This is a genomic window from Streptomyces sp. NPDC104313 (genome assembly GCF_055583985.1).
This window is the reverse complement of sequence record NZ_JBVJMW010000025.1, coordinates 1-24,147: the sequence shown is the minus strand read 5'-3', so window position 1 is coordinate 24,147 and position 24,147 is coordinate 1. Positions and strand designations below refer to the sequence as shown.

General features: G+C 68.7%; 18 protein-coding genes and 3 pseudogenes. 16 read left to right on the top strand and 5 right to left on the bottom strand.

Features of this window, described 5'->3' with window-relative positions; translation table 11 throughout:
• The first annotated feature begins 61 nt into the window (after positions 1-61).
• The 9 genes and pseudogenes from ACZ60Q_RS34535 to ACZ60Q_RS34495 all read left to right on the top strand — a co-directional run bounded on the left by ACZ60Q_RS34535 (position 62) and on the right by ACZ60Q_RS34495 (position 8,540).
• Positions 62-604: a GTP cyclohydrolase II gene (locus tag ACZ60Q_RS34535; RefSeq protein WP_469641521.1), complete on the top strand. Its 543-nt coding sequence runs from the start codon at positions 62-64 to the stop codon at positions 602-604.
• A complete protein-coding gene (locus tag ACZ60Q_RS34530) occupies positions 601-2,289 on the top strand; it encodes a WD40 repeat domain-containing protein (protein ID WP_469641520.1) in 1,689 nt (562 codons plus the stop codon). Before ACZ60Q_RS34535 ends, ACZ60Q_RS34530 begins: the two co-directional genes overlap by 4 nt.
• A 156-nt stretch (positions 2,290-2,445) precedes the next feature.
• Positions 2,446-3,147: an SAM-dependent methyltransferase gene (locus ACZ60Q_RS34525; RefSeq protein ID WP_469641519.1), complete on the top strand. Its 702-nt coding sequence runs from the start codon at positions 2,446-2,448 to the stop codon at positions 3,145-3,147.
• Entirely contained in the window at positions 3,144-4,454 is a 1,311-nt protein-coding gene (locus ACZ60Q_RS34520; protein ID WP_469641518.1) for an SGNH/GDSL hydrolase family protein, read from the top strand. Before ACZ60Q_RS34525 ends, ACZ60Q_RS34520 begins: the two co-directional genes overlap by 4 nt.
• A 35-nt stretch (positions 4,455-4,489) precedes the next feature.
• Positions 4,490-5,107: pseudogene (locus tag ACZ60Q_RS34515) on the top strand (formylglycine-generating enzyme family protein); the annotation flags it as partial.
• A complete protein-coding gene (locus tag ACZ60Q_RS34510; RefSeq protein WP_469641517.1) occupies positions 5,107-5,478 on the top strand; it encodes a formylglycine-generating enzyme family protein in 372 nt (123 codons plus the stop codon). The pseudogene ACZ60Q_RS34515 and the gene ACZ60Q_RS34510, both read left to right, overlap by 1 nt.
• A 47-nt stretch (positions 5,479-5,525) precedes the next feature.
• Positions 5,526-6,599: a bifunctional diaminohydroxyphosphoribosylaminopyrimidine deaminase/5-amino-6-(5-phosphoribosylamino)uracil reductase RibD gene (gene ribD, locus ACZ60Q_RS34505; protein WP_469641553.1), complete on the top strand. Its 1,074-nt coding sequence runs from the start codon at positions 5,526-5,528 to the stop codon at positions 6,597-6,599.
• Positions 6,596-7,909: a flavodoxin family protein gene (locus ACZ60Q_RS34500; protein ID WP_469641516.1), complete on the top strand. Its 1,314-nt coding sequence runs from the start codon at positions 6,596-6,598 to the stop codon at positions 7,907-7,909. The genes ribD and ACZ60Q_RS34500 overlap by 4 nt, the downstream gene beginning before the upstream one ends.
• The gene (locus ACZ60Q_RS34495; protein WP_469641515.1) at positions 7,803-8,540 is read left to right on the top strand and encodes a class I SAM-dependent methyltransferase; all 738 of its coding nucleotides are present in this window, start codon (positions 7,803-7,805) and stop codon (positions 8,538-8,540) included. The genes ACZ60Q_RS34500 and ACZ60Q_RS34495 overlap by 107 nt, the downstream gene beginning before the upstream one ends.
• Before the next feature lie 123 nt (positions 8,541-8,663).
• Here ACZ60Q_RS34495 and ACZ60Q_RS34490 read toward each other — a convergent pair whose 3' ends face one another.
• Both ACZ60Q_RS34490 and ACZ60Q_RS34485 read right to left on the bottom strand, forming a co-directional pair.
• A complete protein-coding gene (locus tag ACZ60Q_RS34490; RefSeq protein ID WP_469641514.1) occupies positions 8,664-9,269 on the bottom strand; it encodes an NAD(P)H-dependent oxidoreductase in 606 nt (201 codons plus the stop codon).
• A 180-nt stretch (positions 9,270-9,449) separates the two neighbouring features.
• On the bottom strand, positions 9,450-10,925 hold the full coding sequence (locus tag ACZ60Q_RS34485) for an MFS transporter (RefSeq protein ID WP_469641513.1): 1,476 nt from the start codon (positions 10,923-10,925) through the stop codon (positions 9,450-9,452).
• Between the two features lie 70 nt (positions 10,926-10,995).
• Between ACZ60Q_RS34485 and ACZ60Q_RS34480 the strand changes: the two genes are divergently transcribed.
• The 3 genes from ACZ60Q_RS34480 to ACZ60Q_RS34470 all read left to right on the top strand — a co-directional run bounded on the left by ACZ60Q_RS34480 (position 10,996) and on the right by ACZ60Q_RS34470 (position 15,505).
• Positions 10,996-11,655, top strand: a complete 660-nt coding sequence (locus ACZ60Q_RS34480; RefSeq protein WP_469641512.1) for a TetR/AcrR family transcriptional regulator — start codon at positions 10,996-10,998, stop codon at positions 11,653-11,655.
• A gap of 18 nt (positions 11,656-11,673) precedes the next feature.
• Positions 11,674-14,544 carry an AAA family ATPase gene (locus ACZ60Q_RS34475; protein ID WP_469641511.1) on the top strand — a complete coding sequence of 957 codons (2,871 nt, stop codon included), beginning with the start codon at positions 11,674-11,676 and terminating at the stop codon, positions 14,542-14,544.
• Between the two features lie 544 nt (positions 14,545-15,088).
• Positions 15,089-15,505 carry a PIN domain-containing protein gene (locus ACZ60Q_RS34470; RefSeq protein ID WP_469641510.1) on the top strand — a complete coding sequence of 139 codons (417 nt, stop codon included), beginning with the start codon at positions 15,089-15,091 and terminating at the stop codon, positions 15,503-15,505.
• A gap of 152 nt (positions 15,506-15,657) precedes the next feature.
• Here ACZ60Q_RS34470 and ACZ60Q_RS34465 read toward each other — a convergent pair.
• Positions 15,658-15,903, bottom strand: a pseudogene (locus tag ACZ60Q_RS34465) (transposase); the annotation flags it as partial.
• Between ACZ60Q_RS34465 and ACZ60Q_RS34460 the strand changes: the two are divergent.
• Positions 15,895-16,455 (top strand): annotated as a pseudogene (locus ACZ60Q_RS34460) (transposase); the annotation flags it as partial. The pseudogenes ACZ60Q_RS34465 and ACZ60Q_RS34460 overlap by 9 nt on opposite strands.
• A 338-nt stretch (positions 16,456-16,793) precedes the next feature.
• Here the strand turns inward: ACZ60Q_RS34460 and ACZ60Q_RS34455 are convergent.
• A complete protein-coding gene (locus ACZ60Q_RS34455) occupies positions 16,794-17,021 on the bottom strand; it encodes a hypothetical protein (RefSeq protein WP_469641509.1) in 228 nt (75 codons plus the stop codon).
• Positions 17,022-17,047: 26 nt separating this feature from the next.
• On the opposite strand from ACZ60Q_RS34455, the gene ACZ60Q_RS34450 reads away from it, so the two are divergent.
• Positions 17,048-17,818 (top strand): response regulator transcription factor, encoded by a 771-nt coding sequence (locus tag ACZ60Q_RS34450; protein WP_469641508.1) that lies wholly within the window; start codon positions 17,048-17,050, stop codon positions 17,816-17,818.
• A 165-nt stretch (positions 17,819-17,983) separates the two neighbouring features.
• On the opposite strand, the gene ACZ60Q_RS34445 is transcribed toward ACZ60Q_RS34450, so the two are convergent.
• A complete protein-coding gene (locus ACZ60Q_RS34445) occupies positions 17,984-18,217 on the bottom strand; it encodes an MbtH family protein (protein ID WP_469641507.1) in 234 nt (77 codons plus the stop codon).
• Positions 18,218-18,720: 503 nt separating this feature from the next.
• Between ACZ60Q_RS34445 and ACZ60Q_RS34440 the strand changes: the two genes are divergently transcribed.
• Both ACZ60Q_RS34440 and ACZ60Q_RS34435 read left to right on the top strand, forming a co-directional pair.
• Complete coding sequence (locus ACZ60Q_RS34440; protein WP_469641506.1) at positions 18,721-20,442, top strand: condensation domain-containing protein; 1,722 nt, start codon at positions 18,721-18,723, stop codon at positions 20,440-20,442.
• A gap of 310 nt (positions 20,443-20,752) precedes the next feature.
• Positions 20,753-24,147, top strand: a 3,395-nt coding sequence (locus ACZ60Q_RS34435) for a non-ribosomal peptide synthetase (RefSeq protein WP_469641505.1), incomplete at its 3' end; no start/stop codon positions are given.

The window sequence follows — 24,147 nt, the reverse complement described above, 5'->3', positions numbered from 1 at the left end:
GATCCGGGCTCGGGTCGAGGTACCCGTGTATCTGGCGGACGACACTTGCCGCACCGCCGAAATGATCACGTTCTCCGGGCTCTGTGACGGACTGGAACACATTGCCGTTGTCTTCGCACCCGTCGCCGAGGTCCCCCTGGTGCGGCTCCACTCGGAGTGCCTGACCGGCGACGTCTTCGGCTCCACCCGCTGCGACTGCGGACCCCAGCTTGATGAGTCGATGCAGCTGACCGCGGAAGCCGGCGGTGTGCTGCTCTACCTCCGTCAGGAGGGCCGTGGCATCGGCCTCTACAACAAACTCGATGCCTACCGCGTGCAGGACGAGTTGGGTCTCGACACCTTCGCGGCCAACCGGGAGCTGGACTTCTCCGACGACCTGCGCGACTACCGGGCCGCCGCCCAGATGCTCCACGCATTGGGCGTGACCCGGATCGGCCTGCTCACCAACAACCCGGACAAGGTCAACCAGATGGTCTCGTACGGCGTGGCGGTCGAGGAAGTCGTTCCCACCGGGATCTTCCGTACCGAGCGCAACCACGGATACCTGAGCGCCAAGGTCGAGTTCAGCGGGCACAGCATCCAGCTCGTGGGGGAGTCCATATGATTCAGCACCGGGGCCCCATCAGCGGCATCGCCGCCTGGCAGGCCGACTACGTGGCCACTGCGGGCTACGACAACCAAGTGATCTGCTGGGACCAGGGCACCGGGCGGGCGCTGGCCCGCGCCTTCCACGACCACCTGGCCAACCAGTGCCTGTTCTCGCCGGACGGCCGCCATCTGCTCACTTCCTCCAGCGACTACACGGCTCGGCTGTGGACTGTTCCCGACCTGCGCCTGGTGGCGGTCTTCGCCGACCAAGAGGATGACGTGGAGATGTCCGTCTTCCATCCGTCGAAAGAGCTGGTCGCGACCGCCTCCCGCGACCACCGGGTCCGGGTCTACAACTTCACCGGTCGTCTCGTCACCACCTTCACCGGGCACACCGCGGACGTCATCTCCGTCGAATGGGCCTGCGGGGCAGACGAGTTGATCTCGTCCAGCGACGACGGCACCATCAAGCGCTGGTCGCTGGAGACGGGCGGCATGATCGCAGACCTGGACATGGGCGGCGTGGAGACGGACACCGTGGCCATCTCCGCGGGCGGCACCATCTTCGCGGGCAACGACGAGGGCCGGATCATCGTCGTCGAGCCGACGGGGCGGACCGTAGTGCCCGCCCACGAGGCGGGAATCAAGCGTCTGGTGCTCGACGACTCCCGCGATCTGCTGGTCAGCCTCAGCTACGACCGGACCATGCGGCTGTGGAACGTCGCCTCAGGCAAGCCGGAGCTGCGCGACACCACCGCACTGCCGGACGACGTGTGGCCCCGCTCCTGTGCGTTCGCCGGAGGCTCGCGGCTGGTCTTCGCCACCTTCGGTGCCAGCTACCGGGGTTACGACTACCAGGCCCGGGCCTGGGACAGCGCCGAGGTCGCCCCCACCCTGGGAGTCAACGCGGTCCTGCCCGCCCCGGACGGCAGCACACTCACGGTGGGCGACGCGGGGCTGGTGCGACGCGACGGCGCCCTCGTGGCGGAGACCGGCAGTCTCTGCAACTTCCTCACCCCGCTGGGCGGCCTGGTTCTCTCCGGTGGTCAGCTCGGCAAGCTCTTCGACGCGCTGACCGGGCGCGAGCTGCATCAGCACCGGTCGCCGCTGAACTGCGGAGCCGCCTTCAGGAGGGGCGGCGAGCGGTATGCGGTCGTGGGGGCGTACACGGGCGAAGGACTGTTGGTGAAGCTCGGCGCCGAGAGTGGCATCGAGTACATCAAGGACCTTCCGCTGCATGTCAACGCCGTCAAAGGCATCGCGGTCTCCGGTGACCTGATCTTCTCGGTGGCGGCCGATGCTTCCGCCACCTGGTACCGGATCTCCACCCTGGAGAAGGTCGCCACGCTGGAGGAAGTACACGGCAGGATCGCCAACGGCTGCGCTGGTCTGGGGGAGGGCTGGTTCGCCAGCGTCAGCCGCGACCTGACCCTGCGTATCTGGGACCCGGAGCAGCGCTCCGAAACCCTGGAGACGCCGCACACCCATTCCATCAAGTGCGTCGCGGCCTCCGACGACGGCCGGTTGGTGGCCACCGGCAGCTACAACGGCCGGGTCGCCCTGTACGACCGGGTGGACTGCCGCTGGACCGAGGTTGTCCGGCCCACCACGGCAGGCATCTCCTCGCTCGCGTACGACGCGGAGCGCAAGGTGTTCGCCGCCGCGTCCTACGACGGACAGGTGTACACGGTCGGCGACTGATCCGCAGGCACCCCGGGCGGTGGCGGGGAGGCGAAGCGGCTCTCCCCGTCACCGCCCGGGTGAGGGACCGCCGCGCCCTGTCGCGCCTCGTCGCCTCCCGCCATTCAGTCGTTCAGTCGTTCAGTCGTTCAACACAGGAACAGGACTCGGGACCGTATGGACAGTCATCGGATAGCCGACCAGTACACGATCGTCCCCGCGCAGGTGCCACCGCTCGACGTGGCTGCCTACGAAGCCGCGCTCCTCTGCGACTTCCAGGGGCACTACGCCGACGGGCGCGACGTATGGACCGACGAGCAGGCGATGCGGGAGACGCCACGGCTCCTGCTGGAGGCACTCGGCGCGGCCGAGGACGCGCACGTCCTGGACATCGGGACCGGTCGTGGCCTTGATGCGGACATCCTCATCGGCGGCGGGCACCGCGTCACCGGGATCGACCTCGTCGCGTCCCCCGAGTGGCCCGCGATCACCGAAAGCAGGCCCGGCCGGGCGCGTTTCCTCGCCATCTCGGCGACGGAGCTGACAGGCACCGCGGAGTACGACGCCGTCCTGGACAACGGCTGCCTGCACCATCAGCACCCCGACCGCTACCCCCGCTATCTGCGCCGGGTGCACGAACTGCTGCGGCCCGGCGGCCTGTTCACGGTATCCGTGTTCCAGTCGGAGACGGGTGCGGGCCGCCTCTACGTGAACGGCGGCAACCGTCTCTACCGGGAGTTCACCGCCGAAGAGCTGACCGGACTCGTCACCGGGCACGGCTTCGAGCCGGTCGACCTGCGGCCGGTGCCCCGGGGCACGGTGGGGCTCCACTATCTGGTCGGCACCTTCCGCAGCACCGTGCGGAGCGGGGCCCGATGAGCGCCGGGAGCCCGCGCCGGGGCCTGGCCGCCGGACTGCTCTCCCTGGTGTCCGCGGTGGGCCTGCTCCTGCCGTCACCGGCCGCCGCGGACAGCAGGCCCGCCGACAGCCGGTCCGTCGAGGCCGGCTGGGCCGGCACCTGGGGCACGGCCCCCGCGCCCGCCGCCCCCGACGGCACGTCCAGGGAAGGCCTGCACGATCGGACTGTACGCATGGTGGTGCACACCTCCATCGGCGGCAGCGACCTGCGGCTGCGGCTGTCCCACGCGTACGGGACGGGGCCCCTGACCATCGGCCGCACCACTGTCGCCCTCCCGGAGTCCGGGTCCTCACCGGCCGCGGCCACCGGCAGCCTGCGCCCGGTCACCTTCGACGGCGGCGCGGTCTCGACCACGCTGCCCGCCGGGACGGAAGCGGTCAGCGACCCGGTTCCCTTCGACGTGCCCGCCGGAGCGAACCTGCTCGTCAGCATCCATCTGCCGACGCCGACGGGGCCCGCCACCTGGCACTGGCTGGCGCAGCAGCGTTCGTACGTTTCCGAACCCGGCGACCACGCGGCGGACCAGGCCGGGACCTCCTTCTCCCGTACGGAGACCTCGTGGTTCTTCCTTACCGGCGTGGACGTGCGGGGGCCACGGGCGCAGGGCACGGTCGTTGCGCTCGGCGACTCGCAGACCGACGGCTCGGGCTCCACCCAGGATGGCAACGGACGCTGGACCGACGCCTTCGCCCGCCGCCTCGCCGCTGACCCGGCGGCCCGCGGCCTCGGCGTGCTCAACAAGGGCCTCGGCGGCAACCGCGTACTGCGCGACGGTACGGAGACTGACCGGCCGCAGCGCGGAACCAGCGCGCTCGGCAGGCTGGACCGTGATGTGATCCGTCAGTCAGGGGTGCGCACCGCCGTGCTGCACGAAGGCATCAACGACCTCCAGCTCGAACCCCGCGCGAGCGTCGGTGAGGTGCTGGGAGGACTGCGCACCATGGCCGGACGCCTGCGCGCACAGGGCATCAGGGTGGTTGTCGGCACCCTGACCCCGTTCAAGGGCTCGCCGTTGTGGACCGTCGGGGCCGAGCGGGCCCGCACCGAACTCAACGCGGCGCTGCGCACTTCCCCCGACTTCGACGCCGTGGCCGACTTCGACAAGGCCGCCCGGGACCCCGCCGACCCGCAGCGGGTACGGGCGGACTACGACAGTGGGGACCACATCCACCTCAACGACGCCGGCTACCGCGCGCTGGCCGACGCCGTGCCCACCGCGGCACTGTCCGCAGACCCCGTTCCGACCGACGCACGGAGGCACAGGTGACCAGAAGCACGCTGCCCGCGGGTCTGCCCGCCCGCATGTCCGTCGGCCCGCCCGCCGGCATGGCCAACCCCAACACCCTGTCCGACAGGGCGGCGATGGGGCTGCCCGAAGCCTTCGTGCCCCGTACCGAACCGTGGCCGCTGCGCGAGCACCGCGACCTCCTCGGGGTCCCGGCCGACACGCTCGTATCGGTCGCGGAGGACCCCGATGAGTCCTTCTCCCGACGCTGGGCCGCAGGCACCGTCCTCGGTCTGGTCGGTGACCCGCGCATCCGCCCGGACGACCCGCCCATGGCCGACGTCCCGGCGGCCCGGGTCCGGCTCGGACTCGCCCCGGAGCAGGTCGGGCAGGTCACCGCCCGCTGGAGGCATGTGGGCGTGGAGGAGGACTGGATCGCCAAGGAGTGCCCCGAGCACGAGACGGACCTCGCGGCCTTCCGCATCGCCTTCCACCCGGTCACCAACGCTGAGTACCGCCGCTTCGCGGAGGACACGGGCAGCACGCCGCTGCCTACGTCCTGGAGGTTCGGGAACTATCCCGAGCAGCTCGGCAACCACCCGGTGTGGACCGTGTCGGCCGAGGCCGCCGACGCTTACACCGACTGGCTCGCGGGCCGTACGGGCAGGGCCTTCCGGCTGCCGACCGAGGCGGAGTGGGAGTACGCGGCGGCGGGTCCCGACGGACGGGAATTCCCCTGGGCGAGACGTTCGGGACGGACCGCGCCAACACGGTCGAGCACGGCCCGCTGGCCACCACCCCCATCGGGGTGCACCCTGCCGGGCGCTCGCCGTTCGGTGTGCACGACATGGCGGGCAACGTCGAGGAGTTCACCGCCGACGACTACCGCCCGTACCCCGGTGGTGTGGACGTCGCCGATGACCTCGCGGTCACCCGGGGCACGTATCGCATCGCCCGCGGCGGCAGCTTCACCCGCTTCGGGGACCTGGCCCGCTGTCGCCGCCGGCACGGCTGGTACCAGCGCGACATCTACGCGATGGGCTTCCGGCTGGCGGAGACACCGTGACGGGCCGGAACGCCACGACACCGAGGGAGCGGGCCGAGGAGGCCGCCATGCGGCGGGCGGTCGCGCTCGCGGCCCACGCGCTGGGCCGCACAGGACCCAACCCCGTCGTGGGCTGCGTCGTCCTCGACCCGGCCGGGAACCCGGTGGGCGAGGGCTTCCACCGGGGCGCCGGGCACATGCACGCGGAGGTCGAGGCGCTGGCCGTCGCGGGCAGCCGGTCCTGCGGCGCGACCGCCGTGGTCACCTTGGAGCCGTGTGCGCACCAAGGGCGTACGGGGCCCTGCGTCGAAGCTCTGATCGGCGCGGGCATCGTACGCGTCGTGTACGCGGTGCCCGACCCGAATCCCGACGCCGCGGGCGGCGGGCAGCGGTTGCGCGAGGCCGGGGTGGAGGTCGTTCCGGGTGTGCTGCGCACGGAGGCGGAGCGCGGCAACGAGCTGTGGCTGACCGCGATCCGCCGGGCCAGGCCGTGTGTGACCTGGAAGTTCGGCGCCAGTCTCGACGGCAGGTCGGCGGCGCCCGACGGGACATCCCGGTGGATCACCGGACAGTCGGCGCGGGAGGACGCGCACGCCCTGCGTGCCGCGCACGACGCCGTCCTGGTGGGCTCCGGGACCCTGCACGCGGACGACCCGCACCTCGGTCTGCGGCACGGAGTGCAGGGCCGCCCGCCGCTACGGGTGGTGCTGGACCGTACGGGCTCCATCCGGCCGGGCGCGCGCGTCCTCGACGACGCGGCCCGCACCCTGGTGGTTATCGGTAAAGGCGCGCCCAAGCCGCAACTGCCGGACCGCCACGAGGTCCTGGAAGTCCCCGTGGTGGCCGGCTCCCTCGACATCGAGGCACTGGCCGGGGAACTGTACGCACGCGGCCTGCGCTCGGTGCTGCTGGAGGGCGGGGCCCGGCTGGCCGGGGCCTTTGCCGCGCGCGGCATGCTCGACCGGGTGGTCGCCTATGTGGCTCCGCTGCTGATGGGCGCGGAAGGACGGCCGGTGCTCGACGGGTTCGGGGTGCGGACGCTGGGCGACGGGCTGCGGCTCGAACTCGACGACGTACAGCGGATGGGCGACGACGTACGGCTCGTACTGCGCACCGGGCGACTGCCGGGGGCGGCGGCGTGAGGCCCCGGATAGCGGTCGTCCACCACAGTCGCCGCGGCACCATGCGGACGCTGGCCCTGCGGGCCGCGGAGGGCGCGCGGGCCACCGGTGCGGACGTACGGTTGCTGCAGGTGGGGGACGAGGGCCCGACGAGTACCGCGTGGCCGGAGCGTGCCGCAGAACCGGACGACGTGCGGTGGGCGGACGGTCTGGTGCTGGCGACCCCCACCTACTTCGGCAACGTGTCGGCGCCCTTCAAGCAGTTCCTGGACACCACCAGCCTGCTGTGGCGGCAAGGGCTGCTGGCGGACCGGACGGTCACCGGCATGACCTCGTCGACGTGTACGCACGGCGGCCGAGAGGCAACCTTGCTGGCGCTCCATCAGACCGCCTACCACTGGGGCTCCTGGGTGATCGGGGCTGATCCGTCCGACCCGGCCTTCGGATCGATGGGAGGCAATCCGTACGGCCTGTCCGTCGCCAGCCGGCCGGAGGGCCCCGACCTCGGTGAGCGCGACGCGGCTCGGCGCCTGGGCCACCGGCTGGCGGACCTCACCGCCAGGGGCCACCGGACGGTGGCGGTCGCCGAGGCGCCGGACCCCGTCAAAGTGACCGTGGTGCACTGCGCCGACGAAGGCCCCGCGCGGCTCCTGGCCCAGGAGTGCGCGGCGGGCGCCCGGTCCGTGGGTGCGCGGGTGCGGCTGCGGCGGGTCGAGGGGCGGACCCGGCATCCGGAACGCGCGGCGAGCGTCGTCACCCCCGAGGACGTGGCCTGGGCGGACGCGGTGGTGTTTGGTGCCCCGGCACGGCTGGGCGGCATGGCGGCGTCGCTGATGGGCTTCGTGCAGTCGCTGGATTCCGTCGTCGGCGCCGACGGGCGGGGGCCGCTGTCCGACAAACCCGCGTCGGGCTTCGTGACGACGGCGCGCACCCACGCGGGCAGCGAGTCGGCGCTGCTGGCCTTCCACCACGCGCTGCTCCACGGCGGAGCGGTAGTGGTCCCGCCGGGCTACACGGACCCGGTCGTCTTCGAGGCGGGCGGCAATCCCTATGGCACTTCGTACGCGACGACCGCCGGAGCCCTGCTGACCCAAGAGGCCCTGGCCGCCGTCGCGTACCAGGGACGCCGCACGGCACTCGCGGGTGACCTGCTGCGCCGCCGGGCCCTGGACCACAGCGGCAGCAACCGTAACAACAGCGACGAGAGCCTGGGAGGGCTGCGGGATGAGCCTGCATCAGTACGACGAGATCGGCGAGTCCTACGAGGGGTTCAAGACGCTGCCCATGGCGCGCTACCCGGAGCGGACCAGTTTCCTGCGGATGCTCGGTGACGTGCGCGGCAGGTCCGTGCTCGACCTGGCCTGCGGCACCGGCTTCTACACCCGGCAGATCAAGCGGCTCGGCGCCGCGGAGGTGCTGGGGATCGACATCTCGGGCGAGATGGTGGCCGCTGCCCGGAACATCGAGGCGCGCAGCCCGCTCGGCGTCCGCTACGCCGTCGGTGACGTGGCCGAACTGCCGATGCCCGAGCGGCCCTTCGACGCCGCGACGGCGGTCTACCTGCTCAACTACGCCGAGGACGCCGCCGCCATGGAACGGATGTGCCGCAGCGTGCACCGGAGCCTGGCGCCCGGCGCCGAGTTCTTCGTCCTGACGCAGGCGCCCGGCTACCGGTTCGACGGGCCGCCCATGAGTCCCTATGGATTCCGCTACGAGCAGGTGGGCGTAGGCCGGATCGGGCCACGGGTGCGGATCACCGCACTGCTCGACCCGCCGGTCGAGTTCGTCACCAACTACCCGCGCGCCGAGGTCTACGAGGACTGTCTGCGGGCGGCGGGCTTCGGTGAGGTGTCCTGGTTGCCCCTGGAGGTCCCGGACGAGGGCGTGCGACAGCTGGGGGAGGAGTTCTGGGCCGACTTCCTGGCCAACCCACCGCTGGTGATGCTGCGCTGCCACGCCTGACGGGACGCCGGGTGGTAGCTCGGCCCGGCACGGGTGGAAGGGACTGCGTCCCGCCGCTTCCGAGCGGTGGGACGCAGTCCCTTTCGTTCCTGTCACCGTGGGGATGCGGCCCTGTCGCCGAGACTACAGCCAGGGCCGGAATTCCTCCCCGGACAAGAAGCACGAGGCGGCGAGGGCCGCCTTGGCGGTGCGCCGGAGGTGGAGCAACAGCCGTATGGCCGCGGCGGGATCGGCGATGAGCGTCCTGCCGCTGCCATCCAACTGGTCCTGCAGGACCTTCCCGGCACCCGCCGTGATGGTGCGCGGGCCGATGATCTCGCATCCGGTGCCGAGCAGTATCCGCTCGGTCTCGGTCGGCACCGAGGGGTCTCCGGTGCCGACCGACGTGGTGGTCAGCACGGCGACCGGCTTGCCCGTCAGCGGAGAGCCGGCCCGGGGCAGGGCGAGCCAGTCCAGGGCCGTGAGCAGCGGTTCCGGCGGCAGGGACGCCGATTCGGGCACGGCGAGCAGGAGTGCGTCCGCATCGGCCACCCTGCGGCGTAACTCCTGTGCCCCAGAGGGCAGTTGGCGGAGGGCGACTTTACTGTGCGGCGGCAGGTCGGACGGCGCCGGATGGACTTCCAGCCGCACACCGGTGGGGCCGGGCGCCGCGAGGGCGCGCAGCAGCGCCTCGCCGAAGGGGTCGGCTTCCGGCGGGGCGCAGAGACCGAGCATATGGACAACGTTCACGTCACTTCCTCCTCGTCCCCCGTGTGGTCGAACAACGGATGTTCTGGACTCCGCTGGTGTGCCCGGGCGTCCGTTGCGGTGCCGGGGCGGGGCGGGCTCAGCGGTCCCGCCCCGCCCCGGCAGAGTCCAGGTGCGGGGCGCGCAGCGATGCTGACGGCCGGTCGGAACGCTCAGGGCCGACTACTGGGAGCTGTGGGCGGTGGACGAGGGGCGCAGGCGCCGGGCGAGGAGGACACCGCTGAGGGCGAGGAGCCCGGTGAGGGCGAAGACGCCGAACAGGGCGGTGCGGATGTCGGCGTCGTAGTGCTGTGCGATGGCGATGGCCGCCCCGCCCAGACCTGCGATCAGGCCGGTGGCGAGGGTCTGTGCGAGCTGCAGTGCTCCGCTGACCTCGCCCTGCCGTTCGGCGGGTGCCTGCTCCAGGGTGTCGGCGGTCGCGGCGTTGAACGCGACGCCCATGCCGATGCCGCCGACTCCCCAGCCCACCACGGCGATCCAGGACGGGACGGACTCGACGAGGACGGCCAGGGTGATGATCGCGACACCGGCCAACAGGACGAGGAAACCGAAGGTGACGCTGCCGGTGCGGCTGCCCTGGTGCTTGCCGTCTCGTTTCGCCTGCAGGGCCGAGCCCACCACCCAGGTGATCGCACCCGCGGACAGTCCGAGACCGGCCTGGGCGGCGCTCACCCCGTGCAGTTCCTGGAGACCGAGAGGCAGGAACGCCTCACTGCCGAAGTAGACGCCGCAGAGGAGGCCGCGGATCACGATGCCCGCGCCGAGTCCCGGGCGGGCGCTGAGGGTGCCCTTCGGCGTCACTTGACGCAGCGCGGGAACGGCGATGGCCACACCCAGCAGGGCGAGCGGGACGAGCAGTGCGAAGTTCTTCAGCAACAGGGCCTGGAGGAGGAGGCCGGTGCCCGCGGTGAGCAGGACGGCGCTGGCCAGCGGTCCCTTCCACCAGGGCAGTTCGGTGGTGTCTGCCGGGGCGGCAGCGGCATCCTGAGGACGGTTGAGCTTGCGCAGTCCAGGAAGGGTCAGGATGACGGCGATCGCGATGAGCGGCAGCATGAGCAGGAAGACCGCACGCCAAGAGGTGGCATCGGCGAGCGTGCCGGCGATGACCGGTCCGATGAGCGAGGGGATCGTCCACGCGGACGAGAGCAGTGCGAACATGCGGGCCCGCAGGTGCTGGGGATACGCCAGCCCGATCACCGTGTATGCCATGGCCATGACGGCGCCGACGCCGAGGCCCTGAGTGAACCGGCCCAGCAGGAACAGCGGCCAGGAGGTGGCGACTCCCGCCACCGCGCAGCCCACCGCGAAGACGCCCATGCCCACTATCGCCGCACGCCACGGGCCGACCCGGTCGGCGGACCTGCCCGCGAGGACGGTGCCGATGATGTTGGCGAGCATGAGTGCGGACAGGCCCCAGCCGTAGGCCCCCAGGCCATCCAGATCGCGGGCGATGTCGGGCAGGACGGTGGCCACGCCGAGTGACTCGAACGCGACCATGCCGACCGACAGGATGACACCCAGCGTGAGTGCCCGGTATGGGCCGGCGAAGACGCTCTCCGCCTGCTTCGGTTCCGTGGCGGCCGGTGATGCGCCGGGTCCGCCGGGTCCTTCCGTTGCCTCGTCGACGTGCTGGGACATGGTGGTCACTCCTCGCAATATATTTCCGTTCCATTGTGGAACGGAACGGAAGCATACCTATACTGGTGCGATGGTGAACACCCCGAACGGCACCCCGGCCAACACGAGACCGCCCGCCAGGCAACGCTCCGGAAGACCGCGGGACGAACGCATCGACGCGGCCGTGCCCAACGCAGTGATGGAGATCCTCAGCGAGAAGGGTTACGCCAATCTGACGCTTGAGGCGGTCGCCGCGCGTGCCGGTACGAGTAAGCCGGCCCTGCGCCGCCGCTGGCAGTCCCGTCAGCATCTCGTCGTGGACGCTATCGCCACGACGATCGGAACCCAGCCCACTCCGGACACCGGGTGCACGCACTGCGACCTCATCGCCGGGATCGGCACCCTTAGCCAGGCGTTCACCACCACCGTGGGGCGGCGCACGCTGCCCGCCCTGGTCGCGGACCTCGCCGACGACCCGGAGCTCGAATCGGCGTTCCTCGACAAATTCTTCCACCCGCGCCGAGCCTCCACGGCCGAGGCCCTGCGGCGCGGGATCCGACGGGGGGACATCCGGGCCGACGCCGACATCGACCTGCTCCTGGACATGCTGGCCTCGACCGCGTACTACCGGGTGCTCTTCGCACACCTGCCCGTCACGGCCACGCTCGCGGAGGACGTGGTCCAACTGGTCCTTGCGGGGGTGGCCACCGAGCAGTGGCGGACCCGGAGCGGGGGCGTGGACGGTACCTGATCGCGGGTCAACGTTCGGGTGCGCCGGGTCAGCCCGGCTACGAGGCGAGGAAGTGCTGCTTTGCTCAGCCGAGATTTCGAACTGTCCGCCCTTGAAAGGGCTCTGGTCTCTGCGGCTTCCGGAATGGGAGCCAGCCTTCTCCTGGAAGGCGGTATCGGCGTCGGCAAGTCCCATCTGGTGCGCGCCACGCTGCGGGCCGCCCGGAGCAGGGGATTCGAGGTGATCTTCGCCCGCGCGCGGCAGTCCGAACGGGAGCTTCGGTACGGCCTGTTGGATCAGGTCCGCGACCGGCTTCCCAATGGCGCCATCCCCGCCTCTTCCGCCGCACGTGCCGCCCCCGCACACGCGGCGGAAGAGGCGGGGGCGGCCCCGGCCCCCGTGCACCGTCTCGTCGCGGAACTCACCGCGCGGGCTCCGCTGCTGCTGGTCGTGGACGACCTTCAGTGGGCCGATCCGTACTCGCTGCACTGGCTCGGCCGCTTCATGAACAGCCTCGAAGGGCAGCCGGTCGCCCTCGTCGCGACCCTGGCGTGGGACCACTTCGAGGTGAAGGACGCCGATCAGCGGCCCGCCGGTACGACGTCCTTGGCCGGGGTGGCTTCCGAGTTCCACCGGCGCGAGGTGCTGCAGGGCCTGAACACCGACAGCGTCGGCTATCTGCTGGCATCCGCCTTCGGCGAACCCATGAACATGGAGTTCGCCCGCGCCTCTCACGAGGCCACGGGCGGCAACCCCCGGCTGGTACGGGCCCTCCTGCGCGAAATGCGACGCTGCGGCGTCGCCTCGGCCGACCTGTCCACCGGGCGCATCGCCGAGATCGGTTCGGCGGAGGTCGCGGAGATGTTCGTCGCCCGGTTCGAGGAGCGCTTCCCCGCGGTCGGCCGGACCCTCGACATCATCGCCGTTATGAACCGTGTCGAATCCCCGCAGGTGGTCGCCGAATTCGTCGGTGTCACCAGTGGGTCGGCCGCCGACGAGCTCCACGCACTCGTCCGCTGCGGCGTCCTGGACGAGACCCCGGAGGGCATCGGATTCAGCCGGACGATGATCCGGATGTCGTTCCTCACCGTGATGCCCCCCAGTGAGCGCGCCCGGCTGCACGCCGAGGCCGCCAGAGTGCTGCACAGCATGGCCGCTTCCCGCGACGAGATCACCGCCCACCTGCTCCGTGCCGAGCCGGTGGCCGAACCCTGGTCCTGCAGGCTGCTCGTCGACGCGGCCGACACCGCACTCGCCGAAGGCGACCTGAAGAAGGCCAGGACCTGTTTGGAACGCGGCTTGGACGAGTGCAGCCCGAGAGAGGAACAGGGGCTGCTGCGGCGGCTCGGGCACGTCGAACTCGCCGAGAACCCCGCTGCTGCGGTCGCCGTGTTCCACCGCACCCTGGACCACGCTCACGAGCCTGACGAACGGCGGGCCGTCGCCCTCGTCGACCTGGCCCAGGCGATCGGGCTGACCGGTGACATCGCGGAAGCCCTACGGACCGTGGAGGACGAGGTGACGAATTTCGAAGATGCCTCCGCGGACAAGGAGTTATGCGCCGGCATCTCCGCCGTACGCGACCTGCTCACCCTGCTCAATGGCAGGAGCGCACCGCGGATGCGGGCAACGGTCCCCCCGGAGGCCTCCGCCACACCCTGGGTCCGGCGTGCCCAGGCCGCCTTGGCGGCCGTATGCGCGCAATGGAGCGGCGAGCGGCGTGAGGAGGCGGTGCGGCATGCCCGGCTCGGACTGAGTGAACCGGTCGAATCCGTCAACGCGCACGCCGGCGTACGTCTCGTCCTTGTCCTGGTGCTGTCGCGTGCGGGTGAACACGAGGAGGCGGCGAAAGCGTGCGGCGCGATCCTCTGCGAGGCGACGGCGGAGGGCTCGGGCAGCGTGGCGGCGCTGGCCCGCGCGGTGCTCGCGGAGTGCGCCTTTCGGATTGGCCGCATCCAGGAGGCCGAGGACGCGGCGCGCGAGGCGCTGGAGTACGGCCCGGGCCGCCAGTGGCTGGGATCCGCGCTGGCCCGCTGCTGGCTGGGCGCCACCCTCCTCGAATCCGGAGACCTCAAGGGAGCCCAGCGGCTGCTCCTCGACGACCGGCCCCACACCCCCGACGTACTGCTTCCCGGGCTGCTGTTCCACCGCGGGCGGCTTCAGGTCGCGGTGGGCCGGGCCGAAGCTGGCCTGGCCGACCTGGAGGAGTGCGGCCGTCAGTTACAGATGCGGGGCTGGTCGAACCCCGCGGTATACCCCTGGCGCTCCGAAGCCGCCCTCACCCATGCACAGCTCGGCAACCACGCCGACGCCGAGCGGCTGGTCAGGGAGGAGCTCGACCAGGCGCGCGGCTGGGGTGCGCCGCACGCCATCGGCAGAGCTCTGCGGGTGCTCGGCCTGCTCGCCCGTGGCGACCAGCGGGCAGCGCTCCTCGGCGAAGCGGTTGGGGTCCTCCGGGAGTCGGGCGCCGCCCTCGAGGAGGCCCGCGCCCTGCGCGACCTGGGCCGCGAACTGCTGCGCACCAGCAAGGCCCGGCTGGCCCGGGAGTATCTGCGCGCGGCCATGGGAATGGCCGAGAAGTGCGGCGCTCACATGCTCGTCCGCGAGCTGGGTCAGGATCTGGCGGAGGCGGGCGCGAGACCGCGCCGCGACACCGAAATAGGCCTGGGGTCTCTCACCCCGGCCGAGCACCGCACCGCACTGCTCGCGGCCGAGGGCCTTACCAACAAGGAGATCGCCAACCGCAGGTACGTCACCCGCCGCACGGTGGAGATGCACCTGAGCAGGGTCTACCGAAAGCTGTCGATATCGAACCGCCGCGACCTCTCGGCGGTGACGGGCGCGACATCCCTCACCCCGGCCGCCATCGGCTCCGAGGAAGGAGGCGGCCGGATGTCCTGCACTTCGTAGCCCCGACACGACCTCGTACGCGAAACAGCAAGGGACCGACCCCCGGCGGAGTCGACCTCTTCTGAACTGTACGTTTGCCACGTCATCGACGTGGTGTTATTTCACCCACTCAGACGTGGAAGCGGAACGCCGGCACCAGATTTTGACCTGCGGAAGCGGCGGAGTGCTGGTGCTGATCCAGCCGGGATCCAGCCGCCGAAAACCGCAAGGCTGACGATCGCCCGCTCCCCCGCCTTCCGCAGTAACGCCTCCCATCAGAATGACACCATTCCGTGGAAATGTTTGGTGTCGTTTATCCTGGTGAGGAGAGTCGCGAATGTCCCGGACAATGATCGTTCTTGATGACGAAATGGTTGCGCAGGCCAAGGAGATCTACGGCACAAAGAGCTAGGCGGCCGCCGTGCGTGCGGCTGCGGAGGATGCGGTGAAGCGCCGTCTCCGTCAGCAGTTCATCGACGCCGTCAAATCGGGCGAGCTTGATTTCGGTGAGATCGTCGAGAAGACGAAGGTGACGGACCCTGACCGGGACGAGAGGACAGTCTGAGTGAGCGCTCCGTTCCTGGTCGACGAATCCGCCCTCGCACGCCGGCACCTGCCCCTGGTCGCCGCCGTTCTCGATCCGCTCGACGAACGAGGACTGCTGGCGATCTGCCCCGCCGTCGAGTACGAACTCATGTACAGCATTCGCGGCAAGAGTGAGGCCCCTGTCGTCGCGGAGCGGCTACGGGGCTTTGATTATCTCTATGGCGACGACTGGGTCTTTGATCGCGCCCTTGAGGTTCAGCGCGCTGCCATCGAGCGTGGATTTCACCGTGCACTGTCCCTCCCGGACCTGCTGGTTGCCGCGACCGCCGAGCGGAGCGATGAAGTCGTCCTCCACCACGACGCCGACTACGACATGATCGTCGGCATCACCGGGCAGCGCTGCCCGTGGGTCGTGGAGCCAGGAACGGCCGACTGACGCGCCGCGCACTGCCGTCGGATTCGACGACGGCGGTGTCTCCGGAGCATGCGCACCGAAATCCCGGCACCGCACCTCGCGTTCTGGTGGCAGTCGAATTTCACGACGACGCGGACAGCGCTGGATCGTGCCCCTCCACGTGGTGTAGCCGATCAACTGGGGGTGGTGTTCGGGGTGTCGGGAAGCTCGGGGGTGGTGTTCTCGGTGTGTTCACCGGTGTAGATGTCGGCCATGCTGCCCTCGGAGAGGTAGCGGCGGGGGAAGGGGGTCCATTCGTCATGCATCTCGGCGAGCACGGCGGTGACGAGCCATTCCAGGGCGGCGGGGTTGGGGAAGGCCTGGACGACGTCGGTGCGACGTTTGATCTCCCGGTTGATCCGCTCCAGGGGATTCGCGCTCTCGACCAGGACGGCTCCTTGCGTCAGGGGGCACAGGTCGCCGAGCTGACCGGCCTGGTCGATCTGCCCGGCCACCCGGACGGCACCCGCCTGATCGTGCGTCGTGAACGCCCTCATCCCGGCGCCCAGCTCTCGCTCTTCGACCAGGACGAAGGCATGCGCCACCGGTGTTCCTCACCGAAACCTGCCATGACGGCGGCGGTTCCCTCAAGCATCTGGAGGTCCGGCACCGCGGACACGCCACCGTCGAGGACCACATCCGCTGCGGCAAGGACACCGGCTTCGGCCGCTTTCCCTCCTGGCGCTTCACGGTGAACGCGGCCTGGCTGGAGCCGTACCTGGCCGCGATCGACCTGCTCGCCTGAACCCGCACCCTGCTACTGGACGGCGACCTCGCCCCCGCCGAACCCAAGAAGCTCCGCTACCGGCTCCTGCGCGTCGCCGCCCGCCTCACCCGCCGCCTGCTTGAGGATCTCCGAAACCCGGCCCTGGCGAAACGAACCCGCCACCGCCTTCCACCGCCTCGCCGCCCTGCCCCGCCCAGTCTTCTGACGGACAGCTGTCCCGACCGCCTCAATCCGAAAGACCTCGGAGACTCCGACCCCCGCGTCGGCACCCCCGCATGCCCACACAAGGGAAACAACCCCGGGACACCCACGAGTTGACGACAGTCAGCAGACCGTCACGGCAACCGAAACGGCGAGGCCAATCTGCGACGGGCGCGGCACCCTGCTCAAACCCAGACCCTCGCCGTGGTCGACGGCGTCCCACCCGTCGAAGGGCGACCCGGACGACCTCGCCGAAGGCCCGAGGCCCTCCTCGGCGACAAGGGCTACGACTCCAACCCGAACCGCGACGCACTGCGCAAGCGCCGGATCATGCCCGTCATCTCACACAAGGGCCGGCCGAACATCAAGGGCCTGGGCAAACTCCGCTACTTGGTGGAGCAGACCTTCGCCCTGCTCCACCACCTCAAACGACTTGCCGTCCACTGGGAACGCCGAACCGAACTCCACGACGCCTTTGTCTCCTTTGCCTGCTGCCTCATCTGTTACCGGTGCCTCAATGAAGACCCGTTCATAATCGCGTTTACGAACTCTATGAGTGATCCGCGTCACATACAGACATGCAAGGTGAATGTAGCATGCGAGATGTTATCGAGGAGCTTTATCCTAGCGATCGCACGGGAGAACGAGTGGGCCAGCAGAAAAATATCGGCATTCTTTTGGTCTGTGGAGACGAATTAGAATGTGCCGGGATGGCCGCCTTACTTGGAAGCCATAGGGGGCTTTTAGTTGTCGGAGATGTGTCATCCTTATCGGCAGCGGAATCGGCAATTAAGTCCTTGAGGCCTGATATAATCCTATGCAGCGAACGCGCGCTTTCCTGCGATACGATGGCGCTTGCTGAAATGCTTGCGGGGCAGCCCAAGGGTGCCAAGCCCACCCACCTCATCGCCCTGCTTTCTTCGCTGGACAGCCAAGACATCGAGTTTTTGCGCATCGACCGGTGTATCGTGCTCGACCGCCGCATGAGTTCGGACGAACTCGTCGCTGGCATCCGCGTAACCGCAGCAGGATATCTGCCGGTGCGTAGCGATTTGGCTGGCAATTTGGCGCGAGCATTAGTCAGCGTTAAGGGGGCTAGGGGGCAGGCTGGGGAGCGCGTACAGAATTTAACCAAGCGTGAACTTCGGGTATTTGAGCTCATGATCCAAGGGCTATCGAATCCGGAAATTGCGACTTACCTTAAAGTGGCCGAATCCACAGTCAAGTCACACGTACAGGGCGTTCTCGGCAAACTAAATCTCCGCGATCGTATCCATGCGGTCATCTACGCATACGAAGCCAACCTCGTGCGGCGCCCTTTCAAGCTACAGGCACACGACTCTTTCGTTACCTCTCTGCTGAATTGAATTTATGGCGTCGTGGCGCGGTCCGGTCGCTCATGTCGCGAAGGACCTGGGCATCCAAAGGAGGCACATTCCTGGTACCCCAGATGCGATCTGCGGAACGGAGGTATCGGAACGCGACCTGAGTTCGTCAAAATCAGGCTGCTGGCAGCGTCGGTCCCGGACGATCTACTGCAGGATGGCGGCATCCATCGCCACCGACAGGCTCCTCGGCCGCATGTCTGCCCAGTGGCTCTCAACGAAATCGAGGCATGCGCTCCGGCTGTCCGCCGGCTTCGCCATGGCCCAGCCTGCCGGCACTTCATTGGTGGCGGGCCAGAGAGAGTACTGATCCTCTTCGTTCCGCAGAACCAGGTAAAGGGAATCCTCGTTCTCGAAAGGGTTTGTCATCTTCATCTCCATGCGTCTACTGGACGGATGCTTATGGAGACACGCTACGCGCAGACAAGGGTTCAGTAAACCCTCTCGCGGAGCCAGAGAACGGATGAACAGACTGATGGGGGAGGCCGTTTCAGCCATTGCTCCACCGATCGGATGAGGCTGCGGCGGATGCGCTTTGGGAACTGCGGCCACTATCACCTCTCTGAGGCTTACACAACGCGTTCATGGGGTGGGGCAGATAATCAAACCCCAGTTCTTTTTTATCGGGTCCAGTCGGCGCTGACGACCCGCGCGAGCGCCTCCACGCTCCCTCCAAGGGATGACGCCCATGCCCCGAAGGGCCTCATCCGACAGGAGGAGAGGGCCTCGAATCACACCGGTCGACTCATTTACAGAACCTCTCTCGCATACCTAGCGTGAGCATCCGGGGGATCTTGGTTCGATATTTTTGGCGCGCCGGGTGCTGGTTCTCGAAACGTGAACCACGATCCCCAGCGCGGAGATTTGATCTGGGAGAATCGCCAATGGCAGGTGAGGGCTCATATCACGCGCCTCGGGAAGAGGTTCTGTGCGGCCTGGTCGCGGACATCCTGGGACTGCCCCAGGTCGACGGAGGCGGTCGCTTCTTCGATCTCGGTGGCGACAGCATCATGGCGATGCAGCTGGTAAGTCGAGCGCGTGAAGCGGGCCTGGAAATCACCCGCCGGGAAGTGTTCCGCAGTGCGTCGGTGGCGGAGCTGGCTCGGGTCGCGCGTGAGGTGGAGTCGGTGGGGGTCCCCTGTCCGGCCGGTGACGGTGTGGGTGTGGTGCCGTTGACTCCGGTCATGCACGCCTTCGATGTGGACGGTGCTGACTTCGACAAGTTCCAGCAGTCGGTGCTCGTGCGTGTTCCCGCTGATGCTGGCCTCGGCCGGCTGGCCGAGGTGCTGCAGGCGGTCCTGGACCATCATGATGTGCTGCGTGCGCGACTGAGCGGTGTGGTTGGTGACCGGGCGCTGGAAATCGATGAGCCCGGCACGGTGCGGGTGATAGAGCGTCTGGAGCGGGTCGATGTTTCCTGCATGGATGCCTCGGCGCTGAGAGCGGCGGTGACTGCCGCACTGCGTGAGGCCCAGGCACTCCTGAACCCGGGTGCGGGTGTGATGGTCCGTGCTGTCTGGTTCGATGCGGGTGCGAACCGGCCGGGGCGGCTTCTGCTGGTGGTGCATCATCTGGTGGTCGACGGTGCCTCCTGGCACATTCTCCTGCCCGATTTCGCGACGGCTTGGGGCGCGGTGGCCGCAGGCCGGTCCGTCGTACTTCCGCCGGTCGGGACACCGTTTCGCCGGTGGGCCCACCTCCTCACCGAGGAGGCACAGAACCCCGCCCGGCTCAAGGAGTTGCCGGCCTGGATCCGGCTTCTTCAGCGGCCCGAACCTCTCATGGGAGGACGGAGGCTGGACCCGGTACGCGACACCCGTGGCACCTCGGCCACCATGTCGTGGACGCTGTCTGCCGCGGAGGCCGAGCCCCTGCTGAGCCGCGTGCCGTCTCTGTACTTCTGCGATGCCGACGATGTGCTGCTGACTGGCCTGGCGCTGGCCTTCGCCCAATGGCGGGGTGCCCGAGGTGAGGGGAATGGCCGGTCGCTGCTGGTGGATCTGGAGGGTCACGGCCGTCAGGAGATCACCGATGGCGTCGAACTCTCCCGCACCGTGGGCTGGTTCACCAGCATCCACCCCGTACGCCTCGATACGAGCGGCGACGGCGGCCGGTCCGTCGGCGACGTACTGAAGCAGATCAAGGAGCAGCTCAGGGCGCTGCCCGACCACGGCATCGGTTACGGCATGCTGCGCCACCTCAACCCGCATACCGGGAACAGGCTGGCCCAACTGCCCACTCGCCAAGTAACGTTCCGGCGCCTCGGCTCCTCCCTGGCTCGCGTGGACACGGACTGGGCCCCGGCTGAGGGGATCGAAGAGATGGTCGGTGCCGGGTCGACGCCGCTGCGACACGCCCTCAGCATCAATGCCGTCACTCAGGACGATGAGGACGGGTTGCGGTTGACGATCAGCTGCACCTGGCCGCGCGAGCTGCTCACGGAGGATGACGTCCGGGAGCTCGGCGAGGCCTGGATCGCCGCGCTGAACACCCTCGCCGCACACGCGGACGACCCGCAGGCGGGCGGACGCAGCCCCTCCGACCTTGGCCTGGTCTCCCTCAGCCAGGGGGAAATGGACGAGATTACCCAGCAGTTGCTGCTCTGAGCGGAACGAGGCGCTTGTGATCGGAACCAGGCGGGTTCCCTAGCCCCGTCGGACAGGGAGCCGTCAAGCGTTTGCTCTCTGCCGGCAGCCGTCCCCATCTCGTAGCCCGACGCCTTGTCGGCGGCCGCGTCTTTCTCGGTATCCGCGCCTTGCCGCGGTTTCTGACAGCGATGTCACCCATCTGCCCCAACAGGCAGTGGCGTGTTCGAGTTCCGAACTCAGCAATAGACCAAGGTAACTAAGAGGGGTATTGGTAATGCAGCGGGGATTTCTTGACATCTTGCCTCTGTCTCCGTTGCAGGAGGGGCTGTTGTTCCATGCTCTGTACGACGAGCGGGGTCCGGATGTGTATGTGGTGCAGTTGGCTCTCGAGCTGGAGGGTGAGGTGGACGCGGAGCGCCTGCGGGCCGCCGGTCGGTCGCTGCTGGGGCGTTACCCGAATCTGTCCGCGGGCTTCGTCGTACGGGGCGGCGGTCAGCCCGTCCAGGTCATCCCGGACTCGGTGGAACTGCCGTGGCGGGAAGCGGACTTGCGCGGCTTCACGCCTGATGTCCGGTCGGTGGAACTGGAGCGTCTGGTCAAGGAAGAGGCATCGCGACGCTTTGATATGAAGCGGCCCCCGCTGCTCCGGTTCGCCCTGGCCCGCCTGGATGACGACCGCTTCAGCCTCGTCCTCACCTTCCATCACATCCTGCTCGACGGCTGGTCGATGTCCGTGTTCATGCGTGACCTGTTCGCGCTGTACGGTGCGGACGGTGAGGGTGCGGATGAAGACCGTGCGGGACTGTCGCAAGCGGCGCCCTACAAGGAGTACCTGTCGTGGCTGGCGGGCCAGGACCGCGAGGAGTCGAATGCGGCGTGGGCCAAGGCGCTGGCCGGCCTGGAGGAGCCGTGCCGCCTGGCACCCGGTGAGCTGATACGCGCGACTGAGGCACCCGCGCAGGTCACACGTGTGATTCCGGAGGAACTGACCACGCGATTAGTGGAGTTGACACGCAGTCGTGGCCTGACGATGAACACCCTGGTCCAGGGCGCTTGGGCGCTGCTGCTCGGCTCGCTGACCGGCCGCGACGACGTCGTCTTCGGTGCGACGGTGTCCGGGCGGCCTCCGGAGCTCCCGGGTGTGGAGTCCATGGTGGGCCTCTTCGTCAACACTGTCCCTGTCCGTGTCCAGCTCGACGCGTCGGAGCCGCTGATCGGCTTTCTGGCACGGGTACAACACGAGCAGGCAGAACTGCTCGACCACGGATACCTCAACCTGGCCGAGATTCAACGGACGGCCGGCTTCGGTGAACTTTTCGACACCACGACGGTCTTCGAGAACTACCCTCTCAACCCCGAGGGATTCGTCGATGCTGTCGACGACCTGGGCATCGAGTCCTTCACCGCGTACGGCGACGGAATCACTCATTACCCGATGACCCTCGCCATCGTGCCCGGCCGTGAGATCGAGCTCAAGCTTGCCTATCGAACCGATGTGTTCGACCGGAAGGCCACCGAGGACATCGCCTCCCGGTTCCTTGCGGTGTTGCGGGCGGTGGTGGAGGATCCGGAGTCGCGGGTGGGGCGAGTGGATGTGCTCTCGGTGCAGGAGCGCCGGGATCTGCTGGTCGAGTGGAATCAGCCGGGCCCTGAGACCGTGCCCGGTTGCCTACCTAAGGTGTTCGAGGCCCAGGTGGCACAGGCCCCGGACGCGGTGGCCCTGTCCTGCGGCAACGAGCAGCTCACCTATGGCGAACTGAACGGACGCGCCAATCAACTGGCACGTCTGCTGATCAGCGAGGGGGTGGGTCCCGAGCAGGTGGTGGCCCTGGCCCTGCCCCGCTCGCTGGATCTTGTCGTGGGTGTTCTCGGGGTTCTCAAAGCCGGTGCCGCATACGTACCGTTGGACGCCGACTACCCTGCCGAACGCCTCGCCTACACCCTCAGCGACGCACGCCCCGTACGTCTGGTGACTACTACCGCGATTGCCGCTGAGCTTCCCGCCACCAGCACACCGGCCGTGCTGCTCGACAGTACGGCCGTGGTGGAGACGCTGGCGGGACATACGGCGGCAAACGTCACGGACACGGAACGCATCGCACCGCTGGCCCCGGACAACACTGCCTATGTGATCTACACCTCCGGCTCCACCGGCAGGCCCAAGGGGGTCCTCGTCCCGCACGCCAATGTGCTGCGCCTGCTGGATGCCACCGATAACTGGTTCGGGTTCGGCGCCGACGATGTGTGGACGCTCTTCCACTCCTACGCCTTCGACTTCTCCGTCTGGGAGATCTGGGGGCCCCTCCTGCGCGGTGGCCGCCTCGTCGTCGTCCCCTATGCCACCACCCGGACACCCCAGGAGTTCCTCCAGCTCCTGGAACGCGAGCGAGTCACTGTGCTCAACCAGACGCCGTCGGCGTTCTACCAGCTCGCCCAGGCCGACGAGGAAGATCCCACAGCCGGCCACGGCCTGGCCCTGCGCCATGTCATCTTCGGCGGTGAGGCCCTCGACCCCAGCCGCCTCACGGGTTGGTATGACCGGCACCCGGACAACGCGCCGGTCCTGGTGAACATGTACGGCATCACCGAAACTACCGTCCACGTCACCCATACCACCCTTGACCAGGCTGCCGCCGCCTCCACCACCAGCCCCATCGGGCGCGGCATCCCCGACCTGCGCCTGTATGTTCTTGATGCGGGTTTGCGGCTGGTGCCGATGGGTGCGGTTGGTGAGTTGTATGTGGCGGGTGCGGGTCTGGCGCGTGGGTATCTGGGTCGTCCGGGGTTGACTTCGGAGCGGTTTGTCGCTGATCCGTTCGGTGTTGCCGGGACTCGTATGTACCGTTCCGGTGATTTGGTCCGTTGGAATGCCCGGGGCCGGCTCGAGTATGTCGGTCGGGCCGATGACCAGGTCAAGATCCGTGGTTTCCGTATCGAGCTCGGTGAGGTCGAGGCGGTGCTGGCCGCTTTGCCGGGTGTCGCGCAGGCTGCTGTCGTGGTGCGCACGGACCGGCCCGGTGACAAGCGGCTCGTCGGCTACGTCGTGCCCACTTCCGGCACCGGGCTTGACTCCGCCCACCTTCGGCGCGAAGCGGCAACCGGACTTCCGGACTATATGGTCCCGGCGGCTGTGGTGGTGCTGGACGGGCTGCCGTTGACCGTGAACGGGAAGCTCGACCGCAAGGCCCTGCCCGTCCCCGACTTCGGCGTGAGTGTCGGTGACCGGGCACCCCGTACTCCGCGTGAGGAGGTCCTTGCGGCTCTGTTCGCGGAGGTGCTGGGGCTTGCCCGGGTCGGGATCGACGACAACTTCTTCGAGCTCGGCGGCCATTCCCTCCTCGCCACCCGCCTCACCAGCCGCATCCGTACTGATCTGAGCATCGAGGTCCCGCTGCGGACCCTTTTCGAGACCCCCACCGTCGTGGGGCTTGCCGCACGTTTGGGTTCAGGTGAGGAGCGTGCCGAGGTTCGGCCGAAACTGGTCCCGATGTCCCGTCCGGACAGCGTTCCGTTGTCCTATGCGCAGCGGCGCCTGTGGTTCCTCAATCAGCTCGAGGGCCCCAGCCCCACATACAACATCCCCTTGGCTGTCCGTCTCACCGGACGCCTCGACCGCAGGGCGCTCGGTGCTGCTCTGGCGGACCTGCTCGAACGCCATGAAAGCCTGCGCACGGTATTCCCCGACCATTCCGGCACCCCCTACCAGGTGGTCCTCGACACCCC